Raw genomic sequence first — 15,298 nt, 5'->3', positions numbered from 1 at the left:
CGGTCAGGGCAGAGACGCCAAGACCGCGCTGAGCGGGACGGTATGCTGCTCGCCTGCGGCGCGATCACGCTGCAGCTTTTCCGAAAGTGCACTTTGGCGCGCCAACGCGAAGCCTGCATACAATATACACTCAATGTTCCCCGAGCCGCGCCGGGTCGAGAATTGCCTGCAAGTTTCGGAGGGGTTAATCACCCGAAACGCCGCAAAGAAGGGCCCGCCACGCAAATCAATGCTTGCATTGCACCCAATCAAGAATCGTCTTATATGCCTTTTGTATGCATATTGCTTACGCGAAGGAGCCCACTGTGGAAGCGATCGAGCACGACATCCCCGCCCGGAATACCCGACAAGCGCTCAAGCGCGGGTTCCGCATGCGCTGCCCGAAATGCGGCGAGGGCAAAGTCCTGCACAGCTACCTGAAGGTGAATGAGCGGTGCGAGGCCTGCGACCTCGATCTGACCCATGCCCGGGCCGATGACGGACCCGCCTATGTGACGATCCTCATCGTGGGCCATCTGGCGGGGTTCGCCATGCATCTCATGTGGTCGATCTGGCAGCCATCGGCGCTCACCATGGCCCTAACGGTGTCCGTGGGGGTGATCGTGCTTTCTCTTGCGCTTTTGCCGCGCTTCAAGGGGGCGATGATCGGCCTGCAATGGGCCAAACGTCTGCACGGGTTCTAGGACCCGGCGGCGTCAGACCGCCATCCACGCGGCCTCTCCGGGGTTCTTTAACGCTTCGACAAGACCGCGCAATTCGCGGCGCAGATCCCCCAGCCGATCCGGAGAGCCCAGCGCGATCCGCACCGCATTCACCGGCGCGCCGCAGGCAAAGGCCTGCCCCGGCAGGATCCCGAGGCCGCTGCCGCGCAAGGCAAATGCCAGATCGGTCGCCGATTGCCCCTCCGGCAGGGGCATCCAGACATGGAACGCCCCGTCGCGCAGGGGGATGCCCGGCACGGCCTCCGCAAAGGCCGCTTGCCGCGCGCGGGTCTCGACCAGAATGGCCGATGTGATCTGTGCCGCGAGACCGGAGGACAGCCAGGTCGTCACCAACCCCGCCGAAATCGGCGAGACGACCCCGCCATTTGCCCGAATGGCGCGCTTGAGCCCTTCATTCGAGGCACCTTGCGGCGGCGTGACAAAACAGACCCGGAGGGACGGCGCGAGGCATTTCGACGTGGTGCAGATATGCCAGGTCCGCTCTGGCGCGTGGCGGGCCAGAGGCGGCGGAGCCTCAGCGGCCAGCGCGCCATAGGCGTCATCCTCCAGCACGGTCAGATCGTGCCTGCGGGCAATCTCGGCAATCCGCTGACGACGCTCGGAGCTCAGCGTTGCCGTGGTCGGATTGTGCAAGGTCGGGATCGTATAGAGCGCCTTGGGCCCATGGGTCTCGCAGACCGCCTCCAACGCATCGGGCCGCAGGCCTTCGGCATCCATCTCGACCGGCACGAGGTTGAGCCCGAGATACTTCGCCACCGCGAGAAACCCGGGAAAGGTAATCGCCTCGCAACACAGCGTGTCGCCGGGCTTGGCCAGCAGCGAGAGAATGGAGAGCAACGCCCCCTGCACCCCGTTGCAAAGCACCACCTGCGCAGCGCCCTCCAGGCCAAACTGCGCCTCGAGCCAGCCCCGCGCGGCATCGCGATCCTCGGCGCTGCCCCCGGGGCGCTGATAGCGCATGAGAAAGCTGTCGCCTTTCTCGAGCCCCAGATCGTGGAAACTGCCCCACATCTGCTGGACCAGCCCCGGATCGTCGAAGCGCGGCGGCATGTTCATGCTCATATCCACAGTGCGGTCCGGGGCGGCGCGCCCGCCCCCCTCCGAGATCCGCGGCTTTACATAGGTGCCCTGCCCGACCCGGCCCTCGACCAGATTCTGTCTGGCTGCGGCCGCATAGGCCCGGCTCACTGTCGTGAAATCGACGCCGAGCGCCTTGGCCAGCGCCCGCTGCGGCGGCAGGCGTTGCCCCGGTGTCAGGACACCGCTGCGGATGTCCTCGGCGATGACCTCCGCGATCGAGAGATAGAGCGGCCCGTCCGTCCTCTGCACCTTCGGCAGCCAGGCGCGTTTCTCCGTCTCAGGCGCCATGGCGCGTCTCCTCCGATCAATGCCGCCATAGTGTATGCAGATTGTCGCGACCGCAATGCCTGCCCCGACACGGAGCCCGCGCGCCTATTGGGACAATTGCCAGATCTGATTGTTCAGATGTGACAGCGTCTGGGGCAGTGTCTCGCGGGGGATCCGCCCGCCGAGGCAGATGCGCACGAAGCGATCCTCCCCCGCGGACATGCGGAAGGCGCTTTCGGGCGTGATGCCGATCTCGTGGTTCGACATTGCCGCCATCAGCGAAGCACTGGTCACGCCCCTCGGAAGACGCAGCCAGATGTTGAACGCGTGGGGCTTGGCGACGAACGCCGCCTCGGTGACAAGCTCGGCGGCAATCTCCTGCCGCAGCTTCGTCTCGCTGCGGATGAAGCGGCGGATCTGGTCCGCGGTCCCGTCCAGCACCCAGCGCGTGGCCAGCGCCATGGAGACCGGCGAAGACATGACCGAGGCGGCGCGGATCCCGTTTTCCAGCGCGAAGGCCGCCCGCGCCGTGGGCGTGACCGTAAACGCCAGACGCAGACCCGCCCCGATGCATTTTGCGAGCCCGCCGATATACCAGGTCTGCTCCGGGGCACTGGTCGCCATGGGCGGCGGCGCATCCGGCAGCACGAACCCATAGGCATCATCCTCGATCAGCGGTAGGTTGTGTCGCCGGATGACCTCGGCGATCTCGAGCCGGCGGTCCTGCGGCACGATCATGGTCGTCGGATTGTGCAGGGTCGGGTTGAGATAGAGCGCCCGCGGGTGGTGTTCGGCGATGGCCGCCTCCAGCGCATCCGGCTGCACCCCATCCGCATCCATGGGCAACCCGACCAGCTTCAGCCCGAGCTGGGTGCAGATCTTCTTGAACCCGGCATAGGTGATCTCCTCGCAGAGGACGCAATCGCCCGGCCGGGCCAAGACCGTCAGGATTGCGAGCATCGTGGCATGGGCCCCGGGCGTGACCGCGATCCGTTCGAGATTGGGCACCAGACCCCGCATCGACAACCAGATCGAGGCGGCCTCCTTGTCGACACTGCCCCCGACCGGATCCTGATAGCGCAAGAGATGCACCAGATCGTCGGACACCGCCGAGAGCCCGGCCCGCATCCTCTCCAACAGTTCGGGATCGGTCGGCTCGGGCGGGGCATTCATGGTCAGGTCATTGGCCAGCGCCCGCCGCTCGTCACTGCTGCTCAGGCTCTTTTGCGGCAGCACGAAGGTGCCACGCCCCACATGGGACGCGATGAGCCCGCGATTGATCGCCTCGGTATAGCCGCGCGACACGGTCGTGAAATTCACCCCGATGATATCGGCCAGCTGGCGCTGCGGCGGGAGCTGATCCCCGGGCAACAGCACCCTGTCCTTCATGTCCTGCGCGATGCAGTCCACGATCGCCAGATAGCGGGGACGACCGGATTGTTTGATTCGCTGGGGCCAGTTCTGCATCGGACACCTCGGGGATTTGACAGCAAAACCCTTATTGTATGCATATTATGTAGACAATCCTGCAGGTGCTATCTGGCGCTAACATCGGCCTCTTGAGCCTATGCTCGCCCATTTTTCGAACAACCGGTTCGATCCACGCCCATCCGCTCAGCACATTCGTACAATCAATACAATTGCATTACCTGCAAAATTGTATGCATCAATAGCCCACTCCTGATCACCGCGCCTAGCTAAGTGAAACCCAAAAGCGCATGACAGGAGAATGCGATGCCAGAAGTCACAACCCCCGCTCACAAGGACGGAGACTTTTTCGTAGACTACGAACACAAGGTCTTTGAGGACGTCCAGGCCGAGGAGGGCCAGAAAGCCCTCGTGACCTTCCATACCGTGGCCTTCGAAGGCTCCATCGGGCTGGTCAATATCCTTCAGGCGATCCGCCTGCAGCGCAAAGGATTTGAAACCTCGGTCCTGCTCTATGGTCCCGGCGTGTCGCTGGGCGTGCAGCGCGGCTTCCCCACCCTTGGCGACGAGGCCTTCCCCGGCGCGCAGAACTATGCCGCGAACCTGACGAAGTTCATGAAGGAAGGCGGCAAGGTCTATGCCTGCCGCTTCGCGCTCCAGATGCTGATGGGCCATGGGGAGCCGTCGCTCCTGCCGGGGATCACGCCGATCGCGCCGCAGGATGTGCTCGACCTCAAGCTGCTGCATGTGCGCGACAACGCCCTGATCCTCGATACCTGGACCCTCTGACCCAGGCCTCGGCCGGGGCGGCAACGGCGTTGCCCCGGCCTCTTGATCCCCCACCAACCTTCCCGGGCGGCAACGGCGTCGCCTCTCGCGCCTGAAAGGATGCCTTCATGCCTGATGCCGACCCCAGCCGGATGGTGCGTGCCGCCGCCGTGCAAATCGCCCCGGATCTGACAAGCCGTGCGGGCACGATCGAACGGGTTCTCAACGCCATCGCCAAAGCCGCCGAGAAGGGCGCCGAGCTGATCGTCTTTCCCGAGACCTTCGTGCCCTACTATCCTTATTTTTCCTTTGTCCAGCCGCCCATGCTGCAAGGGGCCGAGCATCTGCGTCTCTATGAAGAGGCGGTTGTCGTCCCCTCGCCGGAAACCCAAGCGGTGGCCGATGCGGCGCTGAAACGGGGCGTCGTGATCGTGCTGGGCGTGAATGAGCGCGACAACGGCTCGCTGTTCAACACGCAGCTGATCTTTGATGCCGATGGATCGCTGGTGCTGAAGCGGCGCAAGATCACCCCGACTTATCATGAGCGCATGATCTGGGGCCAAGGGGATGGCGCCGGCCTCAAGGTCGTGGAGACCAAGCTGGGCCGGATCGGCGCGCTGGCCTGCTGGGAGCATTACAACCCGCTCGCGCGCTATGCCCTGATGGCCCAGCACGAAGAGATCCATGTGGGGCACTTCCCCGGTAGCCTTGTGGGACCGATCTTTGGCGAGCAGATCGAGGTGACCATGCGCCACCACGCGCTGGAAGCAGGCGCCTTCGTGGTCAACGCCACCGGCTGGCTGACCGAAGAGCAGATTGCCAGCATCTCGCCCGACCCCAAGCTTCAGAAAGGTCTGCGCGATGGCTGCATGACCTGCATCATCTCGCCCGAAGGCCGCCATGTGGTTCCGCCCCTGACCGAGGGTGAGGGCATTCTGATCGCCGATCTCGACATGCGCCTTGTGACCAAGCGCAAGCGGATGATGGACAGTGTCGGCCACTATGCGCGGCCCGAGCTTCTGCATCTGGTGCATGATGCGCGCCCTGCCCAGCCGGTCCACCGGATCGAGACGCCCCAGGGTCTCGTGCCCCAGTCCGAGACGGAGGTCGAAGATGTCTGAAGCCGACCTGATCAACGAATTGCAGACCCGGGGCATGCGGCTGGTCGATCCCACCGCCGGGATGGAGAGCCGCCGTGGCGGTGCGGGTCCGACCGACCACAAGGCCGTGACCTTGGGCGGCAGTACCGTCATGGTGCCGGTCCATACGGCCCCCGCCTTTGACAGTCCCTATCTGGTACAGGCTCCGGGCGCGGATGGGCTGGCCGAGGTTACGAAATCCGGCGTCCCCCTCGGCAAGGTGCGGTTCCCGACCCGCCCGCGGTTCTACGATCTCAAGACGGCAGACGGGATTGAGTACAGCAAGATCGCGACACTGCATTCCAAAGACGTGCTGGCCACCACCGTTCTGCAGACCTGCATCCGGTATGAGAGCCGCAAGAAGACCTGCAAGTTCTGCTCCATCGGGCAATCGCTCGCCGCCGGGCGCACTATCGCCCATAAGACCCCGCAACAACTGGCCGAGGTCGCCAAGGCCGCGGTGGAGCTCGACGGCGTCAAGCATATGGTAATGACCACCGGCACCCCCGCGGGCAAGGACCGGGGGGCCGCGGTGATGACCGACAGCGCCGCCGCGATCAAGGCCGCCGTCGACCTGCCCATCCAGGCTCAGTGCGAGCCGCCCGAGGATGACATCTGGCATGAGCGCATGGCCGAGGCCGGGGTCGACGCGCTCGGCATGCATCTGGAGGCGGTGACGCCCGAGGTCCGCGCGCGGATCATGCCCGGCAAGGCGCAGGTCAGCCTCGAGAAGTATTTCAGCAGCTTCCGCGCCGCCGTGGCTGTCTTTGGCCGGGGGCAGGTCTCGACCTATATCCTCGCCGGGCTCGGCGACACACCGGAGGCGATCCTCGCCACCTCTGAGGAGCTCTGCAAGATCGGGGTCTATCCCTTTGTGGTGCCCTTCGTGCCGGTCTCGGGCACGCCGCTGGAAAGCCATCCGGCCCCCAGCTCGGACTTCATGGCACAGATCCTGAGGCCCCTGTCGGGGATGATCCTGCGCGCAGGGATGAGTGCCGAAAGCGCCAAGGCGGGTTGCGCCAAATGCGGCGCCTGTTCGGCCCTGTCGGTCTACGAAAAGCTGAGGGTGTCATGAGTTTCCAGAACGCCCGCGCCTTTCTGTCGCCGGACTTCATCATCCGCGCCGCCGCCCAACCCTGGGAGCTGGCCGGGGTGCGCGAGCTGCGCCACCGGGTCTTTGTCGAGGAACAACAGATCTTCGCCACCGATGACCGGGATGCGATCGATGCCATCGCCACGCCCCTGGCCGCGATCAGCACGCTGGCCTCGGAGGCCGATCAGGTGGTGGGCACCGTGCGCATCCATGAAGAGAGCCCGCGCGTCTGGCGCGGGTCGCGACTGGCCGTGGCCGAGAGCCACCGCCGCATGGGCCGTCTCGGGGCCGAGCTGATCCGGCTCGCAGTCTGCACCGCCCATGGCCGGGGCTGCGACCGGTTCCTCGCGCAGGTCCAGATGCAGAATGTGAACCTGTTCAAACGTCTCCACTGGACCCCGCTGCGCGAGATCGAGGTGCATGGCGTCCCCCATATGGAGATGCAGGCAGACCCTGCCGCCTATCCGCCCATCCCGGACCCGTTCATCGGCTGGAAAACCCTGTCGCCCAAGCGGAGGCGCAGGTGATGAAACCCCATCTCCCCCTGCGTCAGATCGTGCGGGACCTGCGCGACCACCCCTCGATCCGCAGCAAGCTCGACATCGCCCAGAGCACGGGCACCCTGGGCCTGACGGCGCAGAGCACGGGTCAGCCCGGTGATGATTGCGCCGTGCTGCCAGGGCAGGAGGGCCATGACCTCTTTGCCTGCGAAGGGTTCATAAACGCCTTCGTAGAGGCCGATCCGTGGTTCGCGGGCTGGTGCGGGGTGATGGTGAACATCTCGGACATCCTGTCCATGGGCGGCCGCCCCCGGGCGGTGACCAACGCGATCTGGGCGCCCAGCGCCGAACAGGCCCAGCCCGTGCTGGCCGGGATGAAAGCCGCCGCGCAGGCCTATGGCGTGCCCATTGTCGGCGGGCATACCAATCTGCGGACCGAGGCGCTCCAGCTTTCGGTTTCGATCCTGGGGCATGCCCGCAAGGTGATCTCTAGCTTCACCGCGCGCCCGGGCGATGTGCTGATCTGTGCCACGGATCTGCGCGGCAGCTATCGCGAGCCGTTCGACAACTGGAACGCCGCGCTCACCACGCCGCCCGCCGCCTTGCGCGCTGCGCTCTCGATCCTGCCGGAGGTCGCCGAAGCCGGGCTGGTCACCAGTGGCAAGGATATCAGCCAGGGCGGCATCGCGGGCACCGCCCTCATGCTGGCGGAGGCCTCCGGCGTCGGGATCGACATCCAGCTGGAGGCCCTGCCCCGCCCGGAGGGCGTCGACATGGGCCGCTGGCTGCGCAGCTTTCCGAGCTTCGGCTTTCTGCTGACCGCACAGGCGAGGGATGCGGACGCGGTCTGCGCCGCCTTTCACCGCCACGGCATCTCGGCCACCCCCTGCGGCGATGTCACCGAGGGTACGACCGTGCACCTGACCAGCCGCGAAGGCTCTGCCCCGTTCTGGGACTATGCCCGCACCCCCTATCTCAACCTGACATCGCCGGAGCCTCGCCATGCCTGAAACCCGCTTCACCGTGCGATGGCCCGATGGCCGGACCGAAGAGCTCTATTCCCCCTCGACCGTGATCCGCGACCACCTGAGCGCGGGCACGGCCTATCCGCTCGAAGAGTTCACCGCGCGCTGCCGAACCGCCCTCGAACAGGCCAGCCTGCGGGTCGAGGCGAAATACGGCTTCCGCTGCACCAGCGCCGATGCCCAGCTCGCCCAGATCGAGCAGACCCTGCGCAGCTTCTCACCGCCGGCAGATGTTGTCTGCCTCACGATCTCATAAGGACCCATCCATGGCTCATCGCGAACATATCCCTGTTGTCATCGTCGGCGGCGGTCAGGCCGGCCTCTCCGTCAGCTATTACCTCGCCCAGAAAGGGCTCGACCATGTGGTTCTGGAGCGGCACGAGAAGTTCCATTCCTGGCGCGTGAACCGCTGGGACAGCTTCTGTCTGGTGACCCCGAACTGGCAATGCCGTCTGCCCGGCTTCCCCTATGCGGGCGATGATCCGGACGGGTTCATGGTCAAGGAGGAAATCACCGACTATCTCGACGCCTTCGCCGAGACATTCGCGCCGCCCATCATGGAGCATTGCACGGTCACCCGGATCGCCGAGCGGCCCGGCGGCGGGTATCTGGTCGACACCAGCCAGGGCCATTACGCGACGGATCAGGTGGTGATCGCCACGGGCGGCTATGACAATCCGATCGTGCCGCCCTATGCGGATCAGCTCGACCCGGCGATCCGGCAGATCCATTCCGTCGATTATCGCCGCCCGGATCAGATGCCCGAAGGCGCCACACTGATCGTCGGGACGGGGCAGTCCGGCGTGCAGCTCATGGAGGATATGCACCTCGAAGGCCGGGACGTGCATCTCGCCGTGGGCCCGGCCCCGCGCTCGCCGCGCAAGTATCGCGGGCGGGATGCCACGGACTGGCTCTATGATATGGGCCATTACGACATCACCATCGCCCGGCACCCGGACCCCCATCACGCCCTGACCAAGACCAACCACTACATGACCGGCCGCGATGGTGGGCATGAGATCGACCTGCGCAAATTCGCCACCGAAGGCGTGTCGCTCTATGGTTCGGTCAGCGGGATGGAGGGCACCAAGATCTCGTTCCTGCCGGATCTCGAGACCAATCTCGACGATGCTGATAGCAGCTATCTCGGCATTCGCACGGCCATCGACGCCTATATCGCCGAGACCGGGATCGACGCCCCCGAGGAGCCGCCCTTTGCCAAGCTGTGGCGGCCGGAGCGGGAGATCACCGAGATCGATTGCGCCGCCGAGGGGATCACCTCGATCCTTTGGGCGATCGGCTTCCGCCCGGATTACAGCTGGATCGATGTGAATGTCTTCGACGCCCAGGGCCGCCCGCAATTCGATCGCGGGATCTGCAAGCAGGACGGCTTCTATTTCATCGGTCTGGGCTGGCTGAACACCTGGGGTTCCGGGCGGTTTCTCGGGATTGACGAGGATGCGGGCTATCTTGCCGATGCCATCTTCGCGAAATCCAAACGGGCGCTTCAGGCCGCGTCATGACCGCGGCGCCGTCCCTGCATCCCGGCCCGGTCCGGCGCGAGACGCGCCTGACCCTCGGCATGGCACAGCTGGCCTATCGCGGTCTCGCAGAGGACTGGTGGCTGCGCCATCTGGGCGATGTGCACTGGCAGCTGATTGCCGATGCCGTCGGCCAGCACAGCACCGTGTTTCGGGATGCGGCAGGGCGTCAGATCTACGCCGCCTTCTGCGCGACGGAGTTCGAGCAACTGGATCCGGAGGCGGCAGCGCTCGGATCCGAGACGACCCTGTGTTCCGAGTTGTGGGCGGTCGCCAGGAGCCGCCTGCAATCGGTCCACAGGCTCGTCATCGGCGGGCAGGAGGTCGCGCGGATGCGCCTGATCTCGACCTTCGTGACCCATCTCGAGCAGGGTGTGAATGCCAGCGTGTGCCGGGCGAACCCCTACCTTCTGCCGGTCCTGCCGCAAGCCCCGGACGGCTTCGCAGAGCGTTCGAGCGCGCTCGCCAAGGCCCAGCGGACCGACCCGCGCATTGGCTCGCCGAAGCTGGAGCTGCACCCCTGCACGGGCAGCGATTTCAACGCGGTGGGGCTGCTCTATTTTCCGAGCTACACGCGCCTCTTCGAACAGGCCGCGCAGCGTCTCGACCCGCGCGCCGACTGGCGTCCGGTGCGACGGCGCTGCGTCACCTATTTCACTAATATCGAGACCGGCGAGACGGTCCATGCCGCGCAAATGCCGGATGGTCCCGGGCATCTGGCCCTTTGGCGGCAGGGCTCAGGGGAGCACCCCGCGCAGAAAATGGCGCAAAGTCTCTGCGAAAGGTTCTAGACAAAGCAGCGTCCGCCCGATCCCGGGCAGACGCGGATCGGGTGCAAGATCAGAGCGTGACCCAAGTCGCATTGCGTTGCGAGCTGCGCACGCAGGCATCCACGAATTGCACGCCTTTCAGCCCGTCGGACACGGTCGGATAGACCACATCCGCCGGGGCCGCCTCGCCCTTGCGATGGGCGCGAATGGCCTGCGCGGCCTCGGAATAGATCGTCGCAAACCCCTCCAGGTACCCTTCGGGATGGCCTGGCGGGATGCGGCTGACCCGGGCAGCGGCATCGCCCGCGCCGGCCCCATTGCGGGTGATCAGACGCTTGGGCTCGCCAAAGGGCGAGTGCCAGAGGTAATTCGGATCCTCCTGCGCCCATTCGAGCCCGCCTGTCTCGCCATAGATCCGGATCCGAAGAGCGTTCTCGTTCCCCGGCGCGACCTGACTGGACCAGAGCATCCCCTTTGCCCCGCCCTTGAACCGCAGCATCACATGGGCGTTGTCATCCACCCGCCGCCCCGGAACAAAGGCGTCGAGATCGGCGGCAAGCTCGCTCGCCTCAAGCCCCGAGATGAAACAGGCGAGGTTATAGGCATGGGTGCCAATATCCCCCGTGGAGCCTCCGGCACCCGAGCGCGCAGGATCGGTACGCCACTCGGCCTGTTTGAAGTCTTGCTCGATGGTCAGCCAGTCCTGCGGATACTCCACCTGCACCACGCGCACCGCCCCGATCTCGCCGGCAGCGACCATGGCGCGGGCCTGCCGCACCATCGGGTAACCGGTGTAATTGTGGGTCAGCACAAAGAGCGCGTCAGAGGCCTCGGCCGCTTTCACCAGCTTCTTGGCATCGGCCAGCGTCGAGGTCAGGGGCTTGTCGCAGATGACATGGATCCCCCGCTTGAGGAATTCGCGGGCCGCTGCGTAGTGGACATGGTTCGGGGTGACGATCGAGACCGCCTCGATCCCGTCCTTGCGCCGGGCCTCGCGGATCGCCATCTGCTTGAAGTCGTCATAGACCCGCGTCAGTCCGAGCGCCGCGCCGCTTTCGCGGGACTTTTCCGGTGTCGAGGACAGCGCCCCCGCAACCAGCTCATACTGGTCATCAATGCGCGAGGCGATGCGATGGACGGCCCCGATAAAGGCGTCATTGCCGCCGCCCACCATGCCCAGCCGAATACGATCCGTCATCCGTCGATCCCCAGCATCTTGCGGTTGGCCGCCTCATCCGTGCCGCCATCGGCGAAATCGTCAAAGGCCACCTCGGTCGGGCGAATGATATGATCGCGGACAAAGGCCGCGCCCTCGCGCGCGCCATCCTCGGGATGCTTGATCGCGCATTCCCACTCGACCACGGCCCAGCCGTCAAACCCATTTGCCGTGAGCTTCGAGAAGATCGCGCCGAAATCCACCTGCCCGTCGCCGAGCGAACGAAACCGCCCGGCCCGGTCGACCCAGCTCTGATAGCCGGAATAGACCCCCTGCCGCCCGGTCGGATTGAACTCCGCATCCTTGACGTGGAACATCCGGATCCGGTCCTTGTAGATGTCGATATTGTCGAGATAGTCGAGGCATTGCAGCACGTAGTGGGACGGATCATAGAGCATGCAGGCCCGCGCGTGGTTATCCACTCGCTCGAGGAACATCTCGTATGTCACCCCGTCATGGAGGTCCTCGCCCGGATGGATTTCGTAGCAGACATCCACCCCGCAGTCCTCGGCGTGATCGAGGATCGGACTCCAGCGCGCGGCAAGCTCGTCAAAGGCCGTCTCGATCAGCCCTGCGGGGCGCTGCGGCCATGGATAGACATAGGGCCATGCCAGAGCGCCGGAAAAGGTCGCATGCGCCCCGATGCCGAGATTGCGGGAGGCTGAGAGCGCCTTTTTCACCTGATCAACCGCCCAGGCCTGCCGCGCTGCGGGATTGCCGCGTACCTCTTCGGCGGCGAACCCGTCAAAGGCCGTGTCATAGGCAGGATGCACGGCGACCAGCTGCCCCTGCAGATGGGTCGAGAGCTCGGTCACCGCGACGCCATTGGCCGCCGCCACACCCTTGAACTCGTCGCAGTAATCCTTGCTCTCGGCGGCGGTGGCCAGATCGATCAGGCGGCCATCCCAACTGGGCACCTGCACCCCGACATAGCCGCAATCCGCCGCCCATTTCGTGATCGCGTCCCACGAGTTGAAGGGTGCCTCATCCCCCGCGAACTGCGCCAGAAACAGCGCCGGTCCCTTGATCGTTTTCATCCGCATTCCTCCCTAAAATGCTTATTCCATCGATGGCAGATTCTCGCGGATCACGATGTCGATCCGGATTGTCTCCTGCGATTTGATCACCGGGGTCTTGTCGCATTTGGCGCGCAGCACGCGCAGGGCGCTGCGGGCGAGATGCCCGGTATTCTGGGTGATGACCGCATCCACCACACCCGCGCGCAGCAGGCTGGCGGAATTCTCGGTCAGCTCGTGATCGATCAGTACCGGACGCACGGGCAGGCCCGCCGCCGTGATGGCGCGGGCGATCCCCTGCACGCTGGCCCCCACGGAATAGACGCCGATCACATCCGGGTTCTGCTCCAACGCGCGCAGCGTGACCTTTTCGGTATGGGCCGGATCCTCCTGCCCTTCGACGCTGGGCAAGGGCTCCAGATGGGGAAACTCGGCGCTGACGATCTGGTCAAAGCCATGGCGCCGCTCGATCATGTCGCGCGATTGCTTGTTGGTGATGACCACCACCACCTTGCCCTGCCGCCCGCCGGTGAACCGACCCAGCAGCGTGCCCGCCGTCCGGCCCGCCGCCACGTTGTCGATGCCGACGAAATGGTCCCGATCCGAGTTCGGCTGGTCCGAAACCAGCGACACGACCGGGATCCCGCGTTTGCGCAGATCGGCGATGGCATCGCGCACCAGCGGGGTCTCCTTGGCCATGATGGCGAGCCCGTCGATCTCGTCCGGGCTCAGCTCAGACAGGGTCTTGGCAAGCTGAGTATGGTCGTGGTTCGGCACCCGGATCGTGCGCAGCTCGGTGCGGTCATGGCGCGCGTTCACCACCGTTTCGGCGATCCCGCGCTCGAGACTGGCGAGGAACTGCCCCTTCCAGTCCGGCAGCACGAAGGCAAAGCGGTAGGTCTTCTGCCGCGCGAGATTGGCCGCCGCCGTGTCGCGCACATAGCCGAGCTTGTCGATGGCCGCCTGCACCTTCTTGATCGTCACGGAGCGAACGCCCGGGCGCTCGTTGAGCACCCGGTCCACGGTCGCAAGGCTCACGCCAGCCACCCGGGCAATGTCATTGACCGTTGGTTTTGCGACGATTGTGAGGCGCGGCTTGCTCAGTTTAGGTCACCATTTCTCTGGCGAGCGCATCGAACAGAAGCGCCACGGCTTCTGCGCCCGGATCATTGTGGCCCCGGAGGTTTTCCTCGGGCACATAGGCCGCCCGCCCGGCCTTGGCCCGGTGGATGGCGGCGGTGCTGTCGGCGCCGGTGCGGGCGGCTGCAGCGGCGGCCGAGATCCCGCTTGGCAGCGCGTCCAGCGCCGGGGCGAGCGCGTCGATCATGGTTCGGTCCCCGACCGAGGCCCCGCCCACCTGGCTGACACGGGTCAGACCATCGACCAGCGCTTTTTGCACGGTCGCACCATTGGCGCAGGCATCGCCCGCGGCGTTGAAATAGATCGCGAGGATCACGCCGGACGATCCGCCCATGGTCTGGCTCAGCTCATTGCCCAGGGCCGGGAAAAGCTGCGTCAGATCCGCAAGCGGCATCCGGTCGAGGCTCGATTGAAGCGCCCGCGCCGCCGTGGCCAGGGTGCTGCCGGTGTCCCCATCGCCGGACTTGGCGTCGAGCGTGTTCAACTTGGTTTCGGACGCGATCAGCAGGTCGGTGACCTTCTGGATGATCTCACGGGTCTTGGGGTTCTGCGAGGGGATCGGCTCGATCGGGGTGAGCCCATCGGGCAGCGGCACGACCGGCGGCGTCACCACCTGTGCCATGCCGGGCCAGGCGGGCATGGGTACCGGCGCGCCGAGCGCGGCCAGTTCCGCCGGGGTCACCGCCATGATCGAGACCGAGAAGCCATGCATGTCCAGCGAGGTCATCAGCGGCGCGGGCCCGATCAGGTGGTCTACCAGCCCGGCCTCGGTCAGGGCATGGGTCAGTACCGACATCTCGAGCGGTGTGGTCGAGCCGAGATTGTTCACGATGGCCACGGCCTGCCCCTCGGCATGGCCGCGCAGCTTGTCGACCACGGTGCCCATGGCGCTCATGGCGGTGGAGAAATCGACCTGCTCCACCCCCGGCTCACCATGGATGCCGAGCCCCAGCTCGGCCTTGCCCGCCCCGATCCGGTTCTCCTTGCTGGAACCGGGAATGGTGCAGGTATCAAGGCTCATCCCGATCGAGGCGACCTTGCCGATCACGGCCTTTGCTGCCGCCGTGACCGTGTCGAGATCCGCGCCCTGCTCGGCCATGGCCCCGGCGATCTTGTGCACAAACAGCGTGCCTGCCACGCCGCGTGGCTGCGGCAGGTCCGGCAGGGCGATGTCGTCATCCACCACGACCATCTCGACCTTGCGGCCCAGCGCCCGGGCCCGCTCGGCGGCGAGCCCGAAATTCAGCCGGTCGCCGGTGTAGTTCTTGACGATCAGGAGACACCCGGCCTCGCCGGTCACGGCCAGAATGCCGGCCAGCACGGCCTCCACCGAGGGGGAGGCAAAAACCTCGCCGCAGACCGCCGCGGTGAGCATCCCCTCGCCCACGAACCCCGCATGGGCGGGTTCATGCCCCGAGCCCCCGCCCGAGACCAGCGCGACCCGGGACTTGTCCCAGTCGGAGCGGAACACGACCTTGATATGCGGATACCCGTCGAGCCGCGACAGCGCCCCGCCCGCAGCGGCGAGCACCCCGTCCAGGGCCTCCGTGACCAGATCCTCTTTGGCATTGATGAATTGAGCCATGGTGGTCC

General features: G+C 65.6%; 15 protein-coding genes. 9 read left to right on the top strand and 6 right to left on the bottom strand.

Going from position 1 to position 15,298, the window contains the following annotated elements:
- Positions 1 to 305: 305 nt before the first annotated feature.
- Positions 306 to 683, top strand: coding sequence for a DUF983 domain-containing protein (locus ACP15I_RS10245; protein WP_424974989.1), 378 nt, complete (start codon positions 306 to 308; stop codon positions 681 to 683).
- 12 nt (positions 684 to 695) lie between these two features.
- Here the strand turns inward: ACP15I_RS10245 and ACP15I_RS10240 are convergent, their stop codons facing one another.
- Together ACP15I_RS10240 and ACP15I_RS10235 are read right to left on the bottom strand one after the other, a co-directional pair.
- Entirely contained in the window at positions 696 to 2,090 is a 1,395-nt protein-coding gene (locus ACP15I_RS10240) for a PLP-dependent aminotransferase family protein (RefSeq protein ID WP_424974988.1), read from the bottom strand.
- A gap of 84 nt (positions 2,091 to 2,174) precedes the next feature.
- The gene (locus tag ACP15I_RS10235; RefSeq protein ID WP_424974987.1) at positions 2,175 to 3,536 is read right to left on the bottom strand and encodes a PLP-dependent aminotransferase family protein; all 1,362 of its coding nucleotides are present in this window, start codon (positions 3,534 to 3,536) and stop codon (positions 2,175 to 2,177) included.
- Positions 3,537 to 3,803: 267 nt separating this feature from the next.
- Here ACP15I_RS10235 and ACP15I_RS10230 point away from each other — a divergent pair, with 267 nt between their 5' ends.
- The 8 genes from ACP15I_RS10230 (at position 3,804) to ACP15I_RS10195 (ending at position 10,354) form a co-directional block, all read left to right on the top strand.
- Complete coding sequence (locus ACP15I_RS10230) at positions 3,804 to 4,286, top strand: MSMEG_0572/Sll0783 family nitrogen starvation response protein (protein ID WP_424966511.1); 483 nt, start codon at positions 3,804 to 3,806, stop codon at positions 4,284 to 4,286.
- Positions 4,287 to 4,393: 107 nt separating this feature from the next.
- Positions 4,394 to 5,386, top strand: coding sequence for a Nit6803 family nitrilase (locus tag ACP15I_RS10225; RefSeq protein WP_424974986.1), 993 nt, complete (start codon positions 4,394 to 4,396; stop codon positions 5,384 to 5,386).
- Positions 5,379 to 6,479, top strand: a complete 1,101-nt coding sequence (locus ACP15I_RS10220; RefSeq protein WP_424974985.1) for an MSMEG_0568 family radical SAM protein — start codon at positions 5,379 to 5,381, stop codon at positions 6,477 to 6,479. Before ACP15I_RS10225 ends, ACP15I_RS10220 begins: the two co-directional genes overlap by 8 nt.
- A complete protein-coding gene (locus ACP15I_RS10215; RefSeq protein WP_424974984.1) occupies positions 6,476 to 7,024 on the top strand; it encodes an MSMEG_0567/Sll0786 family nitrogen starvation N-acetyltransferase in 549 nt (182 codons plus the stop codon). The genes ACP15I_RS10220 and ACP15I_RS10215 overlap by 4 nt, the downstream gene beginning before the upstream one ends.
- The gene (locus ACP15I_RS10210) at positions 7,024 to 8,007 is read left to right on the top strand and encodes a sll0787 family AIR synthase-like protein (protein ID WP_424974983.1); all 984 of its coding nucleotides are present in this window, start codon (positions 7,024 to 7,026) and stop codon (positions 8,005 to 8,007) included. Before ACP15I_RS10215 ends, ACP15I_RS10210 begins: the two co-directional genes overlap by 1 nt.
- A complete protein-coding gene (locus ACP15I_RS10205) occupies positions 8,000 to 8,278 on the top strand; it encodes an MSMEG_0570 family nitrogen starvation response protein (protein WP_424974982.1) in 279 nt (92 codons plus the stop codon). The genes ACP15I_RS10210 and ACP15I_RS10205 overlap by 8 nt, the downstream gene beginning before the upstream one ends.
- Before the next feature lie 10 nt (positions 8,279 to 8,288).
- Positions 8,289 to 9,545, top strand: a complete 1,257-nt coding sequence (locus ACP15I_RS10200) for an MSMEG_0569 family flavin-dependent oxidoreductase (RefSeq protein ID WP_424974981.1) — start codon at positions 8,289 to 8,291, stop codon at positions 9,543 to 9,545.
- Entirely contained in the window at positions 9,542 to 10,354 is an 813-nt protein-coding gene (locus ACP15I_RS10195; RefSeq protein WP_424974980.1) for a Pnap_2097 family protein, read from the top strand. Before ACP15I_RS10200 ends, ACP15I_RS10195 begins: the two co-directional genes overlap by 4 nt.
- A gap of 49 nt (positions 10,355 to 10,403) precedes the next feature.
- On the opposite strand, the gene ACP15I_RS10190 is transcribed toward ACP15I_RS10195, so the two are convergent.
- Genes ACP15I_RS10190 through ACP15I_RS10175 form a run of 4 tightly spaced genes read right to left on the bottom strand, consistent with a single transcriptional unit; the run spans position 10,404 to position 15,290 of the window.
- Positions 10,404 to 11,531, bottom strand: coding sequence for a Gfo/Idh/MocA family protein (locus tag ACP15I_RS10190; protein ID WP_424974979.1), 1,128 nt, complete (start codon positions 11,529 to 11,531; stop codon positions 10,404 to 10,406).
- Complete coding sequence (locus ACP15I_RS10185; RefSeq protein ID WP_424974978.1) at positions 11,528 to 12,586, bottom strand: sugar phosphate isomerase/epimerase family protein; 1,059 nt, start codon at positions 12,584 to 12,586, stop codon at positions 11,528 to 11,530. The genes ACP15I_RS10190 and ACP15I_RS10185 overlap by 4 nt, the downstream gene beginning before the upstream one ends.
- Positions 12,587 to 12,607: 21 nt before the next feature.
- Positions 12,608 to 13,621 (bottom strand): LacI family DNA-binding transcriptional regulator, encoded by a 1,014-nt coding sequence (locus tag ACP15I_RS10180; RefSeq protein WP_424966575.1) that lies wholly within the window; start codon positions 13,619 to 13,621, stop codon positions 12,608 to 12,610.
- Between the two features lie 49 nt (positions 13,622 to 13,670).
- Entirely contained in the window at positions 13,671 to 15,290 is a 1,620-nt protein-coding gene (locus tag ACP15I_RS10175; protein WP_424974977.1) for a dihydroxyacetone kinase subunit DhaK, read from the bottom strand.
- Between the last annotated feature and the right edge of the window lie 8 nt (positions 15,291 to 15,298).

Source organism: Dinoroseobacter sp. S124A (assembly GCF_049801015.1).
In the GTDB taxonomy this organism is placed as follows: domain Bacteria; phylum Pseudomonadota; class Alphaproteobacteria; order Rhodobacterales; family Rhodobacteraceae; genus Dinoroseobacter.
Note: the sequence above shows the minus strand (reverse complement) of the source record. Positions and strands in the feature narration are given on the sequence as shown.

Bases quoted from the DNA above. Each gene is read 5' to 3' on its own strand.
- ACP15I_RS10225 (WP_424974986.1), top strand. From the start codon at position 4,394: ATGCCTGATGCCGACCCCAGCCGGATGGTGCGTGCCGCCGCCGTGCAA.
- ACP15I_RS10235 (WP_424974987.1), bottom strand. From the start codon at position 3,536: ATGCAGAACTGGCCCCAGCGAATCAAACAATCCGGTCGTCCCCGCTAT.
- ACP15I_RS10230 (WP_424966511.1), top strand. From the start codon at position 3,804: ATGCCAGAAGTCACAACCCCCGCTCACAAGGACGGAGACTTTTTCGTA.
- ACP15I_RS10200 (WP_424974981.1), top strand. From the start codon at position 8,289: ATGGCTCATCGCGAACATATCCCTGTTGTCATCGTCGGCGGCGGTCAG.
- ACP15I_RS10175 (WP_424974977.1), bottom strand. From the start codon at position 15,290: ATGGCTCAATTCATCAATGCCAAAGAGGATCTGGTCACGGAGGCCCTG.
- ACP15I_RS10190 (WP_424974979.1), bottom strand. From the start codon at position 11,531: ATGACGGATCGTATTCGGCTGGGCATGGTGGGCGGCGGCAATGACGCC.
- ACP15I_RS10185 (WP_424974978.1), bottom strand. From the start codon at position 12,586: ATGAAAACGATCAAGGGACCGGCGCTGTTTCTGGCGCAGTTCGCGGGG.
- ACP15I_RS10220 (WP_424974985.1), top strand. From the start codon at position 5,379: ATGTCTGAAGCCGACCTGATCAACGAATTGCAGACCCGGGGCATGCGG.
- ACP15I_RS10215 (WP_424974984.1), top strand. From the start codon at position 6,476: ATGAGTTTCCAGAACGCCCGCGCCTTTCTGTCGCCGGACTTCATCATC.
- ACP15I_RS10195 (WP_424974980.1), top strand. From the start codon at position 9,542: ATGACCGCGGCGCCGTCCCTGCATCCCGGCCCGGTCCGGCGCGAGACG.
- ACP15I_RS10240 (WP_424974988.1), bottom strand. From the start codon at position 2,090: ATGGCGCCTGAGACGGAGAAACGCGCCTGGCTGCCGAAGGTGCAGAGG.
- ACP15I_RS10205 (WP_424974982.1), top strand. From the start codon at position 8,000: ATGCCTGAAACCCGCTTCACCGTGCGATGGCCCGATGGCCGGACCGAA.
- ACP15I_RS10210 (WP_424974983.1), top strand. From the start codon at position 7,024: ATGAAACCCCATCTCCCCCTGCGTCAGATCGTGCGGGACCTGCGCGAC.